We start from the raw sequence: 17,517 nt of genomic DNA, 5'->3' as shown, positions 1-17,517 counted from the left end.
AATAAATTTAACTTTTCGTTGCATACAATTTGATATGAATTATTGTGGAATAATTTTAATTTGGAAGATTTTCAGATGCTTCACTGCGTTCAGCATGACATGATTATTCTAAATCGTAATGCTTCTTTTATTTGACTAATTGCATAGCTTGGGCGAGTAAGAGTAAAGATTTATCTTTTTGCTCTTTAGCTGAGTACTCGTTAGCAATTTGTGTCAATGCTTGAACTCGATATTGTGTATTTTTAATAGAGTCTGCAATTTTAATAGCTTGGTCAAACTGTCCAGCTTTCGCATAACTTTGAGTAACAACAGGCAACATCCAATCAATATCTTTTTCTTCATCAGATAGGGAAGCAGAGAGTTTATTAATGGTGTTGACTAGATTCATTGCTTTGTCTTGGTTTCCATTTTCAGCATATTGAAGGGCTATTTCTGATAAAACCCCTACTTTTTCATACTTAGCTTTTATACTTTGAGCTACTGTTACTGCTCTATCAAGTTGTTTAGTGCTGACTAAAGCGCGTGCTATCTGCATTAAGGCGCCTGCTTTATGTCCAGCATCACTAATTTGTTGAGCAATTTGTAAAGCTAAATCAATTTTTCCTTGACGTGCAACTTCAGCAGCAATTCGAGACAATGCAGCAGCTTGATTTTGACGACTATTGATACTTTTGGCAACTTTTATCGCTTGGTCGTATTGTCCAGCTTTTGCAGTATAGTGTGCAACTGTTAGTAATAAATCATCTCTTTGCGAACCTGGTTTAATTTTATTTGCAGTTGACAAAGCTTGTTGTAATAATAGATTTGCTTTTTGCTTTTGATTAACTGCTGCGTACTCAACTGCGATGGCACCTAAATTATGGACTCGAAAAGACTGGTTAGAGACTTTCTGTGCAGCAAGTGTAGCTTGTTCAAGAATTTTGATTGCTTCAGTCGGTTGCCCTAATTTAATATAACCACGTGTAATTAAAAGCAATGTATCAGGTTTGCCGTCAACATCTTTAATAGCTGGTATAGTTTTCTGCGCTTCAGCTAGCAACTTGATAGCTTGTGTATTTTGTCGCGCTTCGATAAGCTCATAGGCGCCACGACTTAAAGCAAAAGCTCTTTGGTTAGCATCTTTGATACTTTGAGCTACATTTAAAATTTCAGTAGTCAAAGCATTAACCTGGTCAAGTTTATTAGTTTTAGCTAAATTACGCGCAATTAAAGACAATCCATAAACCTGATAGAACGAAGAAGCATCATCCAAACCTTTCACACTTTGAAGCGCTAAATCATAAAGTCCTTCGTCAATATATTTATTAGAAATATCCAATAAATTCTCAACAGAATCATTAGTACTGTTGCAACCTTTTGCTGTTTTAGCAATTTTGATAGCTTGTTCTAATAAAAGCTTGGCTTGATTCTCTTGTCCAACCCGTGCATAATTCCCAGCAATAGTAGCCATAGGTTTTGGCTTATCACAGTTACTATAAATATTATCAACCAAAGGGAGCGCTTGAGTAATTAATTCAGAAGCTTTTTGTTTCTGTCCAGCTTTGGCATATTGTTGAGCAATACTACTTAGCATCCAAATCTTGTTAGGATTATGTTGGGTAGCTGTTTTTGCTACAACACTCATTGGAATGAGAAAAGATATAAGTGCCGCGACAGCAAGAATTTTAGGTTGCATCTGAAATAACTTAAATATATAAATAATCGTTGAATATATCTAAGCTAGAGTCATCCACAACACCAATGGTTCCCAAACACTCTAATTTTAACAGTCTTGTGGAACGGGCATCCTTGCCCGTCCCATCATAATGTTAACAATGCACTAACTCTAACCTGTGCCACAATTGAGATATAAAATTAAACAGGCGCCACTTGTGGTAAATTCGGGTCTTGTTCAACGGTGTCCATATTGCTAGGGTCATATTCACCCGTTGTTAAAAACCTGAAAGTCTCTTGATACAAACTTTGCCAAAAGCGGTTTGTCATTCCCTGACTTTGAACATTAGGTTCAGCGAGTGGATGGGGTACTAAGTCAGCAGCTGGATATTTAAACAAGCGATGTCCTGCATCAGTTCCACCAATTTTACTAAAAAAGTCTTCGTTAGTTGGAATACTTGCTGCATCTTCATTTTCTGTAAGCACCATCCAAGTTGGAACGTTTTTTAGTGCTTTAATATTTTTGGGTTCGCGGACATATGCTCCATATTTTGCTGCTGCGCTTAAGGCACCTACAGGAAAACTTTCTCCAGGGCGCCAACTCTTTTCGTACATATCCAATGGACCAGCTAATTCAATATATCGCTCAAGCGTTGGCTCGTAAAGTTTCAACAAAGGTGTATATGCAACTACTTTTGCAATACGCTTTGGTTGGTCTGCTGCTAATCCTAACGCGATGGCGCCGCCTACCGATAGTCCAATTACATAAATAGGCCCTGGCATTGCATCGAGTTCATCCAAACGTTTACGCGCATCGATGAGATAATCCATGTGATTGGAAATAAAGTAGCGCGAGAAATTTGGGTCATTATCGTTCTCTGCTGCTGCCATAATACTCATCAAACGTGGTTCAATTAACATTAACCGCGCAACTAAATTAGCCATTTGCAGCATTGAAGGACGCTCATATTTACTTGGGTCTTCAGGCAAACTGGCAAGGAAATTTTGTATAACTGGGTCTTGATGTGCTTTTTCGCGCAAAGGATTAAGAATTTCTGGCTTTAAATCAATTTGACACCAAAACTTATTAGGTGGTTGTAATGTATGGTTGGCTAAATTAGCTTGGTAATAATTAAAGCCGTTATTATATAGATAATCAGACAGTGCAGATAGCTGAGTTGGTTTAGCGCTAAAACCGTGGAATATGATTACAGTACCGCGTACAGCTTCGCCCGCATTGTGAAAGCCGTAAAATGGAGCGGAATCCGCGCGGTAATTCGGGTTAGATTTTATACTTTTAATAGAAGCGTCTATCTTATTTTTAGTGCGTGTGATTTGGTCTTGAGTAAGAGTTACCCAAGTTTGGGAATCAGCAGTCATCATATATAGTAGCTCTTAATATAGTCTCTTAAGTAGAACTACCCAACACGTATATATAATTCCGCAAAATAAAAAAAAATACCACGTTTATTTCAGTAGGACTTACGCGATTTGTACATAAAAACCGTAGGGTGTGTGACGCTATGAACAAATTTTAACGTAGTGATAAGACTTGTAGCCTGATCGCACCAGCTGCCTCCAACTTTAGTATAGGCGCCTTCCTCAATAAAAAGTGTGGTTCCAATTCAAGCTTTATTACGATGCATCAAAGCAGGCAAAATTCCTACTATATATTCATGAAAGCGAACAGCGATTATCACTGCTCCCGGTTTCAAACTTAAACAATATAACTTGAGGATAAAGTAATGAATAACGAACTTAATGCAATTGAACTATCAAACGACGAACTCGACACCGTAGCTGGTGGTTTGGCAATAACTTTAGGTGATGTAGGTGGTTTTGCATCAGATGCATCTAATAGCTACTCTCTAAAACAGCTTCAAGTTGGTCAACAAACATTTGCTGGTCCAACTGGTAGTGGTACAGCTTCTGTAACAAAGCTTACAGATATCTTTAGCACCGCTGGTCAAGCGATTGCTGTTAAATAATCTTAATTTATAAGTCTCTTCAAACCCAATCACACTTTAATTATTTTATACGGCGCCACTGACAAAGCAGCGCCGTTTTTATTCGTGTGCGTTCGAGATTAGTATTAGGGTTTGCTGTTAAAAACAAACTCAAAAACTCAGCCGTGATGACTGAGTTTTAGGTAGGGTATATCCCCTTAGTTATTTATAAAGATAATTTATATGCGTTTTGATGATAATTACTACACCTGGCAGTTACCGATTTCGGAAAACTTATTTTCTGATTTTTAGCTTAAAATATGCCATGTGGTGTACTTTTAATCAACAATGCTTGGAAATCGCTTTCAACACAACTACCTCACACTTATACACCCAATCTGAATAAAATAATTTAAATAGTATTAAGTTTCATTAAACAGCGAACGTAATCCTTCTGATGGTTCCGGAGGATTTTGCATTACCGAAATAAAAAGCTTACTGTCACGTTCAGATAGTACTAGTTTATTTTCGTCACGATAATTATTAATATCATTCTCAGATTGTTCTATAACCAAATCTTCTAATTCTTCAAGACGCTGTAATAATTTTTCAAAGTTCTCAACTGACAAAATAATATGTGTAGGTTGAGACTCTTGTTTTAATATTACAGGCTCATCATCAGCTTGAGCAAGTAGTTCAGAATACTTTGTAAGCGCGTCATTAAGAGTGTAGCTTTGCATTGTTATTAGTATAAATATAACTAGTATTGATATTTTAACAAAATTTTAGTAGACTGATGAACGAAAAAAATATTACTTAATACAATGATACTATAACGAGTCCATAGTCAGAGCGTTTATGGCAGAAACACAAAAACCCAGTTGGTAAACTGGGTTTAAGCTGGGATAAGTTCCCTTACTTTACTTATATAGATTCGATATATCCGTTTGTATATTATCTACTACCCAACCGCACTCGACGATTTCGGAAAAATCTATCTAAGATTCTCGATGCAGGATTGACTGCTAGGTGTAGAGGCGCCAATAATTGAGATAATGCGATTGGTTTACAGGTAAGCGCGAACAGATGAACTCGGTAAATTATTGGCTAATGAAGTCAGAACCAGACGTATACAGCATTTTTGACCTCGAACGACAGGGTGAAACTATCTGGGACGGTGTTCGTAATTACCAAGCACGTAACTTTCTACGGCAAATGCGACAAGGAGACTTAGCTTTTTTCTATCACTCAAATACCAATCCCCCTGGTATCGTTGGATTAATGCGTGTCGTTAAAGCGGAAGTTGCAGACCCAAGTCAGTTTGACCCAGAAAGCGATTACTACGACCCAAAATCAACTCCCGATTCTCCGCGCTGGCAAACAGTTATGTTAGAGTTCATTGAGACTTTCCCTAACTTAATCTCACTTTCGCAACTCCGCTCACAGTTTACCCCAGAGCAGCTAATGGTAGTAAAACAAGGAAATCGCTTATCGGTAATGCCCGTTTTTACAGAAGTTGCGGACAAAATTCTGGCAATGAAAACCTGCCAATATGGTTCATAGTAACTGTTTTTTGGCAAATTTAGGCAAAACAGAAACTAAGCGTGTACTATAAAAGTAATATATCAGATATGATATAAATATTGCTATGGATGAAAATGATAAACCTTTAGTATGGTTGCATGGTGATATCAAAACTCCTCCCTTTAGCCAAAATGCACGTATTGAGGCAGGTGTACTACTAAGGCGATTACAGCAAGGTGAAAATCTTGGAAATCATTAAAGTCATTCAAATAATCTTTCAATTTCATTGAAAGCATAATTTCTATCGCTTCAAGATTAGATAACAATCTTTCAGTTTCAACAAACCATGAACCCTCTGCATAAGGTTCGAGCTTTATAATTCCTGAGTCATAGAGCGAATTTTTCCAGTAAGTGACCCAAGCATCAGTGGCGCCATACTCTGGTATCTCGTGATTCTGTGTTTGATAACATGCTGGCTCAAATTCTACCACTGGTAATAAGTTCATCTGGCAAACAAAGCTTGATATATATTACACTACATATATGCTACAACATGATCTCTTGATTTGACATCTTGAAACAAGAGCTATAATGAATATTATATAAAATTATTCATTATTCATTTTATGCTCCAAGCAACTAAAAAACGCTTACCAGCAGGACTGCGCGGATACTTATTTTTCAATGCAACAGAAATTAAAAACGACCCTATTGGTTTCTATAACAGGGTTTGGCACCAATACGGGGATATTGTCTGCTTGCCAATTTTGCCTAATTACAATTTTTTCCTTGCTGCACATCCTGATTATGTAGAACACATGCTCTCCACGCATCAAGAACGTTATGCGAAACCAGATATAATTAAAAAGCCATTTAGTTTATTGATGGGTCAGGGTCTTGTTGTAGCAGAAGGAGATTATTGGCTTAAGCATCGGGCAGTAATGCAACCAGTATTTCATCAAAAGTACATAGAAAGTCTCTTTTCTACAATGTTGAGTTGTACAGAGTCTTTAATTCAAAAGTGGGAGAAAAAACCAGATGGTGAAGTCATTGATATAGCTGCTGCTATGATGCCTTTGACTTTGAAAATTGCTGGGTTGACTTTGTTTAGTACAGATATCAGTGATGAAGAGAGCGTTTTTGGAAAGGCTTTTCGTACTGGGTTTGAATTCGTCAGCTATAAGATGAATAATTTACCAACGGAACCTATGTGGGCGCCAACTCCTCGAAATCTTCGTTTCCGTCAAGCTGTTCAGACTTTGGATGATTTAGTTTTCGATATCATTAATAATAGGCGCCAAAACCCTACAGACAATCACGACTTACTATCATTGCTGCTAGCTGCACAAGATGAAGTGACTGGGGAAGGGATGACTGATAAGCAATTACGAGATGAAGTAATTACTTTACTCGTTGCAGGACACGAAACTGTATCTTCTGCCTTATCTTGGACTTGGTATATTTTAGGACAGCATCCTGATATAGGCGCCAATCTTCTTCTGGAATTACAAGCAGTTCTCAATGGCAGCAGTATTACATACGATAAACTGCCACAACTTCAATACACTCGTAGAATAATAGATGAAACGTTGCGTCTTTACCCACCTGCTTGGGGAATGCCGAGGATAGCATTAGAAGATGATGAAATAAAGGGTTACTTCATTCCCAAAGGTTCAACCATTAACATTTGTCAGTATATAGTTCATCGTCACCCAGAATTTTGGGACAACCCAGAAAAATTTGACCCAGACAATTTTTTACCATCCAAGGTCAACCAAAGACCAAAATTTGCTTACTTTCCTTTTGGCGCCGGACAAAGGATTTGTATTGGTAAAAGTTTTGCGTTGATGGAAGCTACAATAATTTTGGCATCTATATTCCAGCGTTTCAGGCTAGAATTAGTACCACAACAAATTGAACTAGACCCGACCTTTACCCTGCGTCCAAAAAATGGCGTTAAGGTTAAAGTGTGGAAAAGAAGTTAATTAAGAATGCAAAAACTATCTTGTGGGATGGGTGTCCGCGCGCGAGTCCCTTATAATGTGAAAAGAATAGGCAAACTTTAATGCTGTGGTTTGTCAAGCTATAATTAATTTGCTAAAGTTACAGTTCTGTTAGGCTTATGATGACACTTGAGCAGATAGAATCAGCAATACTTCAACTCTCGCCTGATGAGTTTGAAAAACTTATGAAATGGTTTGCTGATTTAGACTATCAACGGTGGGATGAGCAATTGGAAAAAGATGCTGCTGATGGTAAATTAGAAGCTCTGGCTGCTGAAGCGATAGCTGAATTTGAGGCAGGACACTGTAGAGAAATGTAATGCACTACACAACTCGTCGCTTTTGGGAATGCTATAACGTCTTGCCTGAAGAGGTACAACGAACAGCCGATGAATGCTATGAATTACTAAAAGCCGATCCATCTCATCCATCATTACACTTCAAAAAAGTTGGTAAAAATTATTGGTCAGTAAGAGCAGGATTAAACTATAGAGCATTGGGAGTGGAGGTTGAAAAAGGCATTTCATGGTTTTGGATTGGCACACACGCAGAATATGATAAGCTGATTGGAAAGTAGCGTAACAATTTAAGACTATTTTTCAATTTCATCACACGCGATATTAACTCTAGGTCAATCAAAAACCAAAACTTGCTTACTTTGCTTTTGGCGCCGGACAAAGAATCGTAAAAGAGTGGATAAGAAGTTAATTAAGAATGCAAAAGCTCGATGCGGCAAAACGAGAAGCAATATTAAATGCAGCAAAACAGCGTCTTCGGCAATATGGTATCCAAAAAACGACAATGCAAGAAATTGCTAAGGATGTCGGAATTGCCGTGGGGACGCTTTATCTGTATTTTAAGAACAAAGATGATATTTTGATTGCTAGTGCAGAAAGTTATGCTCAGAAACATATAATAGATGCACTTGAGATTCTAAATTCGCAAATTTCCCCAAGCGAAAAACTTAAAGCTTATATTGTTAACCGTTTTCGTGCTGCATTAGATACACGGCAAAGTACCTCTCATGCTGCCGAACTCGCGCGTGCGCTAATTCGACTCAAACCACAGTTATTAGAAGAGCAAACTAATTGGATGAGAGAGAATTTAAAGAAAATTATACAATCCGGGATTGATAGGAATTTGTTTTATGTAGATGATATTGAGCAAGATGTGGAGGTTTTTTTATATTCTATTGCTTTCTTTTTTCCGGTTGCTACTACTGAAAGGTATTATGAGCCTGAAGAGGAAAAGTTGTGTATGGTTGTTGATTGGTTTATTAAGCAGTGGTCTTGGCAACGGATTGAACGGATGTAACGGATGGTTTATTATTCTCTTCTTTGTGTCCTCTGTGCCTCTGTGGTAATTATTATTATTTTAGGATATTATATTTAAAATATTTGGGACGGGCGGGGACGCCCGTTCCACAAGATTCTATAATTTCCACAAGATTCTATAATTTCCACAAGATTCTATAATTTCCACAAGATTCTATAATTTCCACAAGATTCTATAATTTCCACAAGATTCTATAATAAAGACTTATGTAGTCTTGTAATAGCTAATTTTTATATGTTGTATTACAATATGGATGAGTTAGCTGTGCGTTATCTAAAGTACCTAAACCACCATCGGCTTTTCTGTGAATATGGTCTATTGAATTAAAGCGAGTGGGAATGTAACCATCACATATCTTGCACTTTGGTGTACCACGTAATGCTTCTCTTATATAAGCTGCTGATTTTGTTTCGCGAGAAAATGTCTGACCTTGAGTTTCACTACCATCACCCTTTGTTTTTATCTTCAAAATTCCGAAAGTTTTTTCAGCAACTATTTCTTTCATAATATTCTTTTTATCTATTCTTTGTAGTAATTTATCAATAATTGTCAAATAAAAGTTTTTAACCCTCTCTCTTGCTTCTATGGCACTACTTTTACTTACAAGCTGTGGTATCATGTCGTACTGCCAAATTATCCATTCAAAATCTTTCCTTACTTCTGTGAATTTAGCAAAGAATTTTCTTTTCTCTAACTCCAGTATTAAAGTAATAACTCCATAAAATGAACCTATTTTTGGTTTACCAGCACTAGTGTAAAAGTATACTAGTGGATGCATACCAAGTGATGAAGGATGACTACTATTTATTCTTTGAGCTATTCTTCGACAGTTTCTTAAAAGTTCTACAGTTTTATCTCCTGTTGAATCTTCTCCTAATTGGTTATCTGATTTTATGTCATTCACTATATTAACAAACTCTAATATTAATTCGAGTTTGTCTGATGAAGATAAATTACCTACTATTGGTAAATCTAAAGTTTTAATAGGGTTCTTTAATTTTGGCTCAAAAATAAGTTGATGTATCTCTTGAGCAATTATTTCAATCTCTTGCTGTTTAGCTTGTGAAAATGCAGACCAGTATTTATGTCCGTTACCACTTCTGTTTATTGCGCGTGCTGCTACACCGTTTGGAGTTTTACGAGCTTCTAGTAAACGAATTTCTGTTGGAGCTATTGGCGCCGCTTTTTGGTTAATCTTGAAAAAAGATGCTTCTGCTTTACTTGCATCACCTTCAACCCACTGAAGTTGGATACCCAAGGCGCCTAAATTTCTAGCTCTCTCCAAAATTTTGGGGTCTACTTCCTTTCGCTGCTGCGCCAATGTTTGATAGTATTTATAAGAACCTATTTTAGCCTCAACAAGTTTCCTTGTATTCTGAGCAGCAGCTTTTTGCTCGTCGCTTATATCTCCATCATAAAATTCCTTAGAAATTTTACCATCACCATAATCATCATTTATCCAAGCAATTAAAGAACTTAGCCGATGCGAACCATCAATAACAAAATAATAACTACTCGTACTTCGCCAAAGAATTACCGCTGGTATTAAATCCGCATCTAAAAAGCTTTCAATAAAACCGCATACTCTCTCTGTATCCCACTCATTAGTTTCTCGTTGAAAATCTGGCTTTCGTAAATACGGGTAAAAAAAGGAATTTTGCTCCAAATCCCGCACAGATATCATCAAAATGTTTCTTCCTGCGTTATGACTCTGCTGCTCTTGAATATCAAACGCTTCTCTTGCAATTAGCGCATCTAAGCTCACTTTTGAAACTTCTTTCACCATTTTTACTGCCATGTTACTGATTTACAAATTATGAAGGCAGTATTTAACTATACAGATGTTACAGCACTCTATCTATGTACCTTTAGAAAGATATTTGTGTAAATTGATTCTGCTCTATCATAATAATTACATAATTGATGATTATTCTATGAGTAAGAGCTTTCACGTTCCCTAAACCACTGTAAGCGCGCGTTTAATCGTTCCAAGCTTTGAGGGTCATGTTGTCCGATAATATAATTCCAAAGCAACGTCTGAAAAGTTCGTGCTTCAACCAACAAATCTAACAACTGTTTATCTATATTTGTACTGTATCCCTGAAGTGCTGCATCAGCTTGTTCTATCTCAGTGCCAAATACGCGCGCACGTGCAATTATACAAGCTAAGTCCCAAGCAACTGGGCCAATAAATGTATCTTCCCAATCTGCCCACAGTACTCCGCGCGTTGTGTTTAGCACATTGGAAAAATTAGCATCTCCATGAAGCGGTTGCATCGGCGCCTGAATTTGCTTACTATTCAATTTTTGGCAAATGCTAATTAACATCGAAGCATCGTCATTAGAAAATGCTCCTTGCTTTATCAGTTCTGGAAGTATACGCTGTGATTCTTCTAATGGGTCAAGAATAGATAACTCACCCTGAAAATTACTTAGCACTTCGTGACAATGACGCAGTGTACGACCTGCGATGAATGGGTCAACTGGTTCTTTCACGACTTCTACAAATTCCCAAAAGCTTAGTATCAACCCGTTATGCTCGTAAGTACCAGGTGGTAATTGTGTTGAAGGGGGTATTATAGGGGCGCCGTTCTCTGCTAAATATGTACTAACTGCTAATTCGCGTTTTAACCATGCATCGCCTTTACGAACTGTACCTGTTGTCATTGCAACTCTTGCCACAAGTGAGGAAGGGCAAAGGTGTATGAGTAGGTTACTTTGATTGCTTAGAATAATTGGTTTGTCGAATGTAATACTATTATTCTCAGCAATTTCACAAGCTGCACCTACAGCTTCTTGTAAAATAGGATTTTCTTCTATATCAATCATATTATGTATGGCAGCCGGATTTATAAAAAATTATATCCGCGTTGTAGAGACGCGATTAATTCGGTCTCTACGATATGTGTATAATTAATATCTATGTATTAATTTGAAGGTTGTGGTTTGACGGCAGCTTGCAGTAATTCAATATCTCGAATTAGCAAAATTCCGCTACTCTCAAATTGTACTGTAATCTGAATCTTACATGAGTCTGTTTCTTTCTTGTAATGAGCGCGCGTTTCGTATAGTTGAAAATCTCCACTTTGAGTAAGACTCGAAGCACGATATGTAGTTGTTGTACCCCATTGTCCTTTTCTTGCGAAACCTAAACAAACTCTGATAGATTTTTCTGTATTTAATGCTCTTGCGTAAAATCTACAGGCAAGAACACACTCTTGAACATCTGGTTCCACAACTTCAAATAAAATTACACTTCGTAACGGTTCTGAAATATTTACTAGCTGCTGATTATAACCATCATTATAAGCCTCGATTTGCCACGTTTCACCATTAATTGCAATTCCTCCCTGTGTTACTGTGGAGTCAGCAGTTGTAAAACGGCGAATCAAAGTGAATGGTTCTATTGCTTCTGGGACTCCAAAGCGTTTTTCTAGTTCCTTACCAGCTTCCTCTACTTTAGATGTAACAAATTCTTTCAGGTTGTTTTTGAGATTGTTAAATAGTTCGTCAAACATGGCAAACACTTCCTAATTATATAGATATAGTGTTCCCTTGAAGGGCAAATGACATATCATGCGATGTTTCATAAAAAACAATGTAGAGACGTTACATGTAACGTCTCTACAATAACAACCCAACATTTTGATTACAAACCAGGTTTTTAACCTTTTTTAATTTCTTGCGCCATCTTTAAATAATAATCCATCTGCTTGTTGTTGGTACGGCGCCGATTAGCAGGTGTTTCAAAGCTAGTTTTTTGCTCAGTCGTAAGCATTGGTTTTGGTTCCGAACGCTTAACACCTTGTGATTCATCCTTTTCTAAGTAATATTGTGATTCGCTTTCGCTAAATCCAAAAATGTTTCCAAAGAATGCAGAAATACCTTTAAACAGATTACCTACACTCTTCAATGCTACCGATAGAAAAGCCGCAATGCGAATCAATGAATTTTGTAATACTTGTATAATTCGAGACATGACAACCCTTTAATAACCACTTGTTAATTATTGTTCCTAATATAATGATGATTATTAATATTGTTTACAGTCTCTACCAAAAGTTATGTCTTCAAAGTATATATCGTTATTTCCCTGAATATATAACTATTGCGTGTGGTATAAGGCGATTTGTAGAAATTAAAGGTTTACCATCGATGATTATATTAGTACTTCCACCACCATTGTTGTTCCAGAAGAACACACGAATTTGACCTGGATATTCTTTACCTATTGCATAACTGTATGTAATTATACGTCCACTGGCTTTTAGAGGATGTTTGAAAAGTCAGATAAGGTATAAATTGTCATTCTGAGTGGAGTCTTACGGAACGTAAGCGAAGCTTTCCCGAAGGGTAGAATCTAGGGTTTTGGACACATACACCAGATGCTTCGTTCCTCAGCATGACATTCACGGGCACTTTTCAAACAACCTCTTAGACCGAATGCTATTCCTGTTGGGTTGTCATTGGTTGAAAAAAAGGCGCCGTTAATAACGACTCTTGCTTTCTTTGTAGAAGTGTTTCGGGTAGCTGCATCTTGCCAAAACTCAGTTATCAGCTTTTTTTTAATTCCGCTCTTGAGTATTTACTACTTCTCCAGTTAAGTTCGTTATTGTTGCATTTACTATATTTACAACCGTGACATACTCTTGTTTGCCATTTGGGTAGTCTTTTTTGTATACTTGTACACCATTATCTTTGATTACAGCTTGAAACCCTTGTGGAATAGACTGTGCGTAGCTTGTGTCTGTAACTGTTATTACAACGGCAATAATTACAGAATTGATAATTTTGTTCATATTCAGTCACATATTTAGCAGTAATAAGCGCGAAAACGGGATATAAGACGTGTTTTTCCCCGTTTTTCCAATATCAAATCATTTAGAAAATCGATTGATTTTTCAAATCAGGGCAATCACCCCTGATAATAACCGAGTGGATAAAGCCTGAAGAGTGAAGGCGCCTTCACGAGTGTGAAGTAATAATAAGTTGTAAACTGAGAGCGTTTCGGCATATATACACTCAAGGGAAAGTAGAATTGTTTATAGATATACCTTCTGGATGATTAAATATGTTTTAATTTTATGAGAAAATTATGTAGTTTTGTATAAAGCATTGCGAAATGTTTAGCTTTATATAGTTTTGAGTGATAATCAGTTTTTTAGATGGTAATTAAGGAAACCTATCTATAGACGGATGTGGGCGAGAAATAAAACTAGTAAAAAATGCCTATTTAGGCTTGATTGTGTTCGATTTGACGGAGAAAGAGCGTTTACTCAATAAGTTTCTCCGCTATTGTTGTTTTTTTTTGCCTAGAATCCAACAGACGAGACTTTCGGCTTTACTTCAGGATTGTGTCTAATTATGATTAATACTTTCACCCAAGATTTGTTACAAAATCGTCTCTGTGTTGATGAGAAAGGTTGGAATGTTATTGAAACAACATTTGACCGTAACAAATTACATCATCACGAGACTGTATTTACACTAGGTAATGGGTATTTAGGAACACGTGGAACCTTCGAGGAGGGTTATCCGGGTGATTGTGCGGCAACATTCATTAATGGAGTTTATGATGATGTTGCTATCGGTAAAACTGAACTTGTTAATGTAGCAAGTTGGTTGCCTTTGGTTATTAAGGTAGCTGGAGAAGCTTTTCGTTTAGATGCGGGTACGGTTATCGAGTATGAAAGAAGACTTGATATGCGGTTGGGTTTGGTTAGTCGGGATATTCGCTGGCGGGCGCCTTGTGGTCATACAATAGATTTGCATTTTGAAAGATTTGCTTCTTTGGCTGACCAGCATATTATGGCTGTTCGTGTTACGGTTACGTCGGTTGATTTTACTGGTGATATTTCTATAGAAACGTGTTTTAATGATGCTGATAATCAGGGAGTTCAGCATTGGGAATTATTAAGTAAAGGCAATAAAAATAATTATATTTGGTTACATAGTCGAACTAGGCATTCTAATATTCAACTTGGTATGGCTACAAAGTTGGTATCAGAAGGTAATGATTTAAATAAAACATTTGCTTGCGTACCAGGGCAAACTATATCTTTAGAAAAAATAGTAACTGTATTTACATCACGCTCTTGTGAAAATCCTTTAGTTGCGGCATGTGATAGGTTAAATGAGGCGCCTAACTATAGTACATTGCTTGCAGCGCATATTGCAGCATGGGAACAAGTTTGGGAAACCAGCGATATTGTAATTGAGGGAGACGAACAAGCACAGGTAAGTGTTCGTTTCAGTTTATTTCAACTTCTTGCTGCGGCGCCTTATAGAGATAATACAGTAAGTATCCCACCCAAAACGCTTTCGGGGTTTGCCTATCGCGGGCACATATTTTGGGATACCGAAATTTTTGCAATGCCATTCTTTACTTTTACTCAACCACAAATTGCACGTAACTTGCTCGAATATCGGTATAATACACTTGCAGGCGCCCGACGTAAAGCTGAAGAAGCTGGTTACAAAGGAGCAATGTACGCATGGGAAAGTGCGGATACAGGAGATGAAACAACACCTCGTTGGGTACCATCAGTCACAGGTGAGCAAATACGAATTTGGTGCGGTGATATCGAAGTTCATATAAACACCGATGTTGCCTATGCGATATGGCAGTATTGGAAAGCCACAGGTGATGATGATTGGATGGTTAATTATGGTGCGTCTATAATTCTGGAAACTGCTGCTTTTTGGGAAAGTCGCGTTGAGTGGAATGAAGCACGCTGTGGTTACGATATTTTAGATGTAATTGGACCCGATGAAAATCACGACCGGGTAAATAATAACGCCTTTACTAATGTTATGGTACGGTGGCATCTCCGTGCAGCATTACATTTATGGGAGTGGTTACAACAAAAGTCTCCAGAAACAGCATTACATATAGACCAAAAATTGAAATTGAACGATGTTCGACTCGACCGTTGGACAGAAATTGAATATCGTTTGCATGTAAACCAAGATGCTGAAACTGGTTTGATTGAACAATTTGAAGGCTTTTTTGACTTGGAAGATGTAGACCTAGAAGAGTATGAACCACGCACCAAGTCAATGCAAGCACTTTTAGGTATCGAAGCAACCAATGAAAAACAGATTCTCAAACAACCCGATGTTTTGATGTTACTGTATTTACTCCGAAATATTGGGCGCCATGAATCACCCAATTTACACTGCGATACTAAAACATTGCAAGCAAACTGGAATTATTACAGTCCTCGTACCGACCATACTTACGGTTCTTCCTTGGGTCCAGCAATTAATGCCATAATGGCTTGCGACATGAACCAACCAGAAGAAGCTTATACTCACTTTTTGCGCGCAGCATTAGTAGACTTAGAAGACACACGCAAAAATGCAGCAGAAGGAATTCACGCAGCAAGTGCGGGAGGTGTATGGCAAGCAGTAGTATTTGGATTTGCTGGTATTCGCATAGCACCATTTGGTCCCATTGCCTGTCCCAACCTTCCACCAACATGGAAACGGTTAAAATTCAAACTGCAATGGCAAAATCATGTGTATGAGTTTGATTTAACTTCTGAAGAAGTAACTCAACAACATCAAGAACAAAATTCTATCTCACTTCTTGTAAGCTAAACTCTTCTCTTGTGGAGCGGGCATCCCTGCCCGCCCCACAGTCTGCTCACTATTCGCTCCTTTGCTGCATAACAATATTATCTAATTGCAACTCACACTCTTTATGTAGTATGCTAAATTATTGTAACATGTAGCAAAAATGTATTATCTTATGATTTATAATTTATTGGAAAATTTCTAAATATAGCGGCGCCGACAGTAATAAAATGGAAACAGGTATTTATGCTCAACAACTAGAATTATTTCAACTATTTCAACCAACTAATATTAAAGTATGTACCTCTAAATTTACTTTTGTAGACTTATTTGCCGGTATCGGTGGATTTAGAATTCCTCTGGAAGAATTAGGAGGACAATGTTTAGGATATTCAGAGATAGATAAAGAAGCTATTAAAACATATCAAAATAATTTTATAAAATGTAATTCTGAAGAGATATATTTAGGAGATATCACAAATATTAATAAATTACCCTTTGAAGAAATAGATATATTGGTGGGTGGAGTACCTTGTCAACCGTGGTCAATAGCAGGTAAATTACTAGGTTTAAACGACCCAAGAGGAAAACTTTGGTTTAATGTTTTTAAATTAGTTAAAGAAAATCAGCCAAAAGCATTTATATTTGAAAACGTAAAAGGTTTGACAGAGCCGAGAAACAGAGCTAGCTTAAACTATATTATAACTAATTTAACACAAGCTGGCTATATAATTAAATATCAGGTTTTAAATTCCTACGATTTTGGCTTACCACAAGATTAGGTAAAAGTTTATATAATCTTTAAAATATAGCTGATATTTTAAATTTTTGAGTTAATCTTACTAAAAATCAATGTTAACTCCTAAGAAACAAGCTCAAAGAAACCGGGCTTCTTTACGAGAAATTAAGGCTTTCTAGCAATATCTTTCTCAAGAAGCCCGGTTTCTTAGGAGTTAGGGCAAATTTAGAATCATTATAGCGGCTGTTATTTAACGTTTAAGATAAAACTTGAGTTAAAAAGCTACATTTTATACCAAACTGACATTGTAAGTATTGTTTTGTAAAGACTGTATTAATACACTCTTTACTATATACGGCGCCTAACAGTTTACTTATTAGCTTTTCAAGACGAATAATGTCGTCAAGCACAACTTAAAAACGTTTGTTAGTTTCATGCGCTTGGCGCATCAACGAACTTCTTTCATATTTCCTGATTGAAGTAAAGCAAATCTACGAAATTTTTGGAAAGCTAAAGTTCTAAAGTCTCGTTTATTCGTATAATTGTAGGATAGGCTTTCCGGTCTATCCTACAGGCTCTAATATAAAGATTTGAGTTATTTTCAGGAATCGAATAAATATCTGATGTATCTGTTATTGCCTTCAGGAATTTGGGGACACTAGTTATAGATAGGTTGCAGGAAACGAAAATTAGATTCCCGATTTGTTTAATAAGTCGGGAATCTTAGCCGTATATACAA

At 37.0% G+C, this 17,517-nt stretch carries 18 protein-coding genes; 9 read left to right on the top strand and 9 right to left on the bottom strand.

Translation table 11 applies throughout. From position 1 onward, the window contains the following. Positions 1-127: 127 nt before the first annotated feature. A complete protein-coding gene (locus DSM106972_RS03430; RefSeq protein ID WP_127078815.1) occupies positions 128-1,675 on the bottom strand; it encodes a tetratricopeptide repeat protein in 1,548 nt (515 codons plus the stop codon). Positions 1,676-1,854: 179 nt separating this feature from the next. Then, positions 1,855-3,036 carry an alpha/beta hydrolase-fold protein gene (locus DSM106972_RS03425; RefSeq protein ID WP_127078813.1) on the bottom strand — a complete coding sequence of 394 codons (1,182 nt, stop codon included), beginning with the start codon at positions 3,034-3,036 and terminating at the stop codon, positions 1,855-1,857. Positions 3,037-3,398: 362 nt separating this feature from the next. Between DSM106972_RS03425 and DSM106972_RS03420 the strand changes: the two genes are divergently transcribed. After that, complete coding sequence (locus tag DSM106972_RS03420; RefSeq protein ID WP_127078811.1) at positions 3,399-3,641, top strand: CTB family bacteriocin; 243 nt, start codon at positions 3,399-3,401, stop codon at positions 3,639-3,641. Positions 3,642-4,021: 380 nt separating this feature from the next. On the opposite strand, the gene DSM106972_RS03415 is transcribed toward DSM106972_RS03420, so the two are convergent. After that, on the bottom strand, positions 4,022-4,339 hold the full coding sequence (locus DSM106972_RS03415) for a type II toxin-antitoxin system Phd/YefM family antitoxin (protein WP_127078809.1): 318 nt from the start codon (positions 4,337-4,339) through the stop codon (positions 4,022-4,024). Positions 4,340-4,709: 370 nt separating this feature from the next. Between DSM106972_RS03415 and DSM106972_RS03410 the strand changes: the two genes are divergently transcribed. Then, a complete protein-coding gene (locus DSM106972_RS03410; RefSeq protein WP_201800674.1) occupies positions 4,710-5,162 on the top strand; it encodes an EVE domain-containing protein in 453 nt (150 codons plus the stop codon). Positions 5,163-5,305: 143 nt separating this feature from the next. Here the strand turns inward: DSM106972_RS03410 and DSM106972_RS52430 are convergent, their stop codons facing one another. After that, the gene (locus tag DSM106972_RS52430) at positions 5,306-5,629 is read right to left on the bottom strand and encodes a hypothetical protein (protein WP_186538921.1); all 324 of its coding nucleotides are present in this window, start codon (positions 5,627-5,629) and stop codon (positions 5,306-5,308) included. A 120-nt stretch (positions 5,630-5,749) separates the two neighbouring features. Here DSM106972_RS52430 and DSM106972_RS03400 point away from each other — a divergent pair, with 120 nt between their 5' ends. The 4 genes from DSM106972_RS03400 to DSM106972_RS03385 all read left to right on the top strand — a co-directional run bounded on the left by DSM106972_RS03400 (position 5,750) and on the right by DSM106972_RS03385 (position 8,440). Next, positions 5,750-7,108, top strand: a complete 1,359-nt coding sequence (locus DSM106972_RS03400) for a cytochrome P450 (RefSeq protein WP_127078805.1) — start codon at positions 5,750-5,752, stop codon at positions 7,106-7,108. A 137-nt stretch (positions 7,109-7,245) separates the two neighbouring features. Continuing rightward, positions 7,246-7,446, top strand: a complete 201-nt coding sequence (locus DSM106972_RS03395; RefSeq protein WP_127078803.1) for a hypothetical protein — start codon at positions 7,246-7,248, stop codon at positions 7,444-7,446. Then, on the top strand, positions 7,446-7,703 hold the full coding sequence (locus tag DSM106972_RS03390) for a ParE family toxin-like protein (protein ID WP_127078801.1): 258 nt from the start codon (positions 7,446-7,448) through the stop codon (positions 7,701-7,703). Before DSM106972_RS03395 ends, DSM106972_RS03390 begins: the two co-directional genes overlap by 1 nt. A 137-nt stretch (positions 7,704-7,840) precedes the next feature. Continuing rightward, positions 7,841-8,440 (top strand): TetR/AcrR family transcriptional regulator, encoded by a 600-nt coding sequence (locus tag DSM106972_RS03385; protein WP_127078799.1) that lies wholly within the window; start codon positions 7,841-7,843, stop codon positions 8,438-8,440. 244 nt (positions 8,441-8,684) lie between these two features. On the opposite strand, the gene DSM106972_RS03380 is transcribed toward DSM106972_RS03385, so the two are convergent. The 4 genes from DSM106972_RS03380 to DSM106972_RS03365 all read right to left on the bottom strand — a co-directional run bounded on the left by DSM106972_RS03380 (position 8,685) and on the right by DSM106972_RS03365 (position 12,440). Continuing rightward, positions 8,685-10,247, bottom strand: coding sequence for a GmrSD restriction endonuclease domain-containing protein (locus DSM106972_RS03380; RefSeq protein ID WP_127078797.1), 1,563 nt, complete (start codon positions 10,245-10,247; stop codon positions 8,685-8,687). A gap of 146 nt (positions 10,248-10,393) precedes the next feature. Next, positions 10,394-11,290 (bottom strand): aminoglycoside phosphotransferase family protein, encoded by an 897-nt coding sequence (locus DSM106972_RS03375; protein ID WP_127078795.1) that lies wholly within the window; start codon positions 11,288-11,290, stop codon positions 10,394-10,396. Between the two features lie 98 nt (positions 11,291-11,388). Then, complete coding sequence (locus DSM106972_RS03370) at positions 11,389-11,979, bottom strand: hypothetical protein (protein ID WP_127078793.1); 591 nt, start codon at positions 11,977-11,979, stop codon at positions 11,389-11,391. A 146-nt stretch (positions 11,980-12,125) separates the two neighbouring features. Further along, positions 12,126-12,440 (bottom strand): threonine dehydratase, encoded by a 315-nt coding sequence (locus DSM106972_RS03365; RefSeq protein WP_127078791.1) that lies wholly within the window; start codon positions 12,438-12,440, stop codon positions 12,126-12,128. A 44-nt stretch (positions 12,441-12,484) separates the two neighbouring features. Between DSM106972_RS03365 and DSM106972_RS53080 the strand changes: the two genes are divergently transcribed. Next, complete coding sequence (locus tag DSM106972_RS53080; protein ID WP_145837750.1) at positions 12,485-12,673, top strand: hypothetical protein; 189 nt, start codon at positions 12,485-12,487, stop codon at positions 12,671-12,673. 353 nt (positions 12,674-13,026) lie between these two features. Here the strand turns inward: DSM106972_RS53080 and DSM106972_RS03360 are convergent, their stop codons facing one another. Continuing rightward, positions 13,027-13,260 carry a hypothetical protein gene (locus tag DSM106972_RS03360; RefSeq protein ID WP_127078789.1) on the bottom strand — a complete coding sequence of 78 codons (234 nt, stop codon included), beginning with the start codon at positions 13,258-13,260 and terminating at the stop codon, positions 13,027-13,029. A 565-nt stretch (positions 13,261-13,825) separates the two neighbouring features. Here DSM106972_RS03360 and DSM106972_RS03355 point away from each other — a divergent pair. Both DSM106972_RS03355 and DSM106972_RS03350 read left to right on the top strand, forming a co-directional pair. Continuing rightward, a complete protein-coding gene (locus tag DSM106972_RS03355) occupies positions 13,826-16,063 on the top strand; it encodes a glycoside hydrolase family 65 protein (protein WP_127078787.1) in 2,238 nt (745 codons plus the stop codon). A 206-nt stretch (positions 16,064-16,269) separates the two neighbouring features. Further along, on the top strand, positions 16,270-16,821 hold the full coding sequence (locus DSM106972_RS03350; protein WP_127078785.1) for a DNA cytosine methyltransferase: 552 nt from the start codon (positions 16,270-16,272) through the stop codon (positions 16,819-16,821). Positions 16,822-17,517 lie beyond the last annotated feature (696 nt).

This window comes from Dulcicalothrix desertica PCC 7102 (assembly GCF_003991905.1).
Taxonomy (GTDB): Bacteria; Cyanobacteriota; Cyanobacteriia; order Cyanobacteriales; family Nostocaceae; genus Dulcicalothrix; species Dulcicalothrix desertica.
This window is presented reverse-complemented; position numbering and strand designations above follow the sequence as displayed.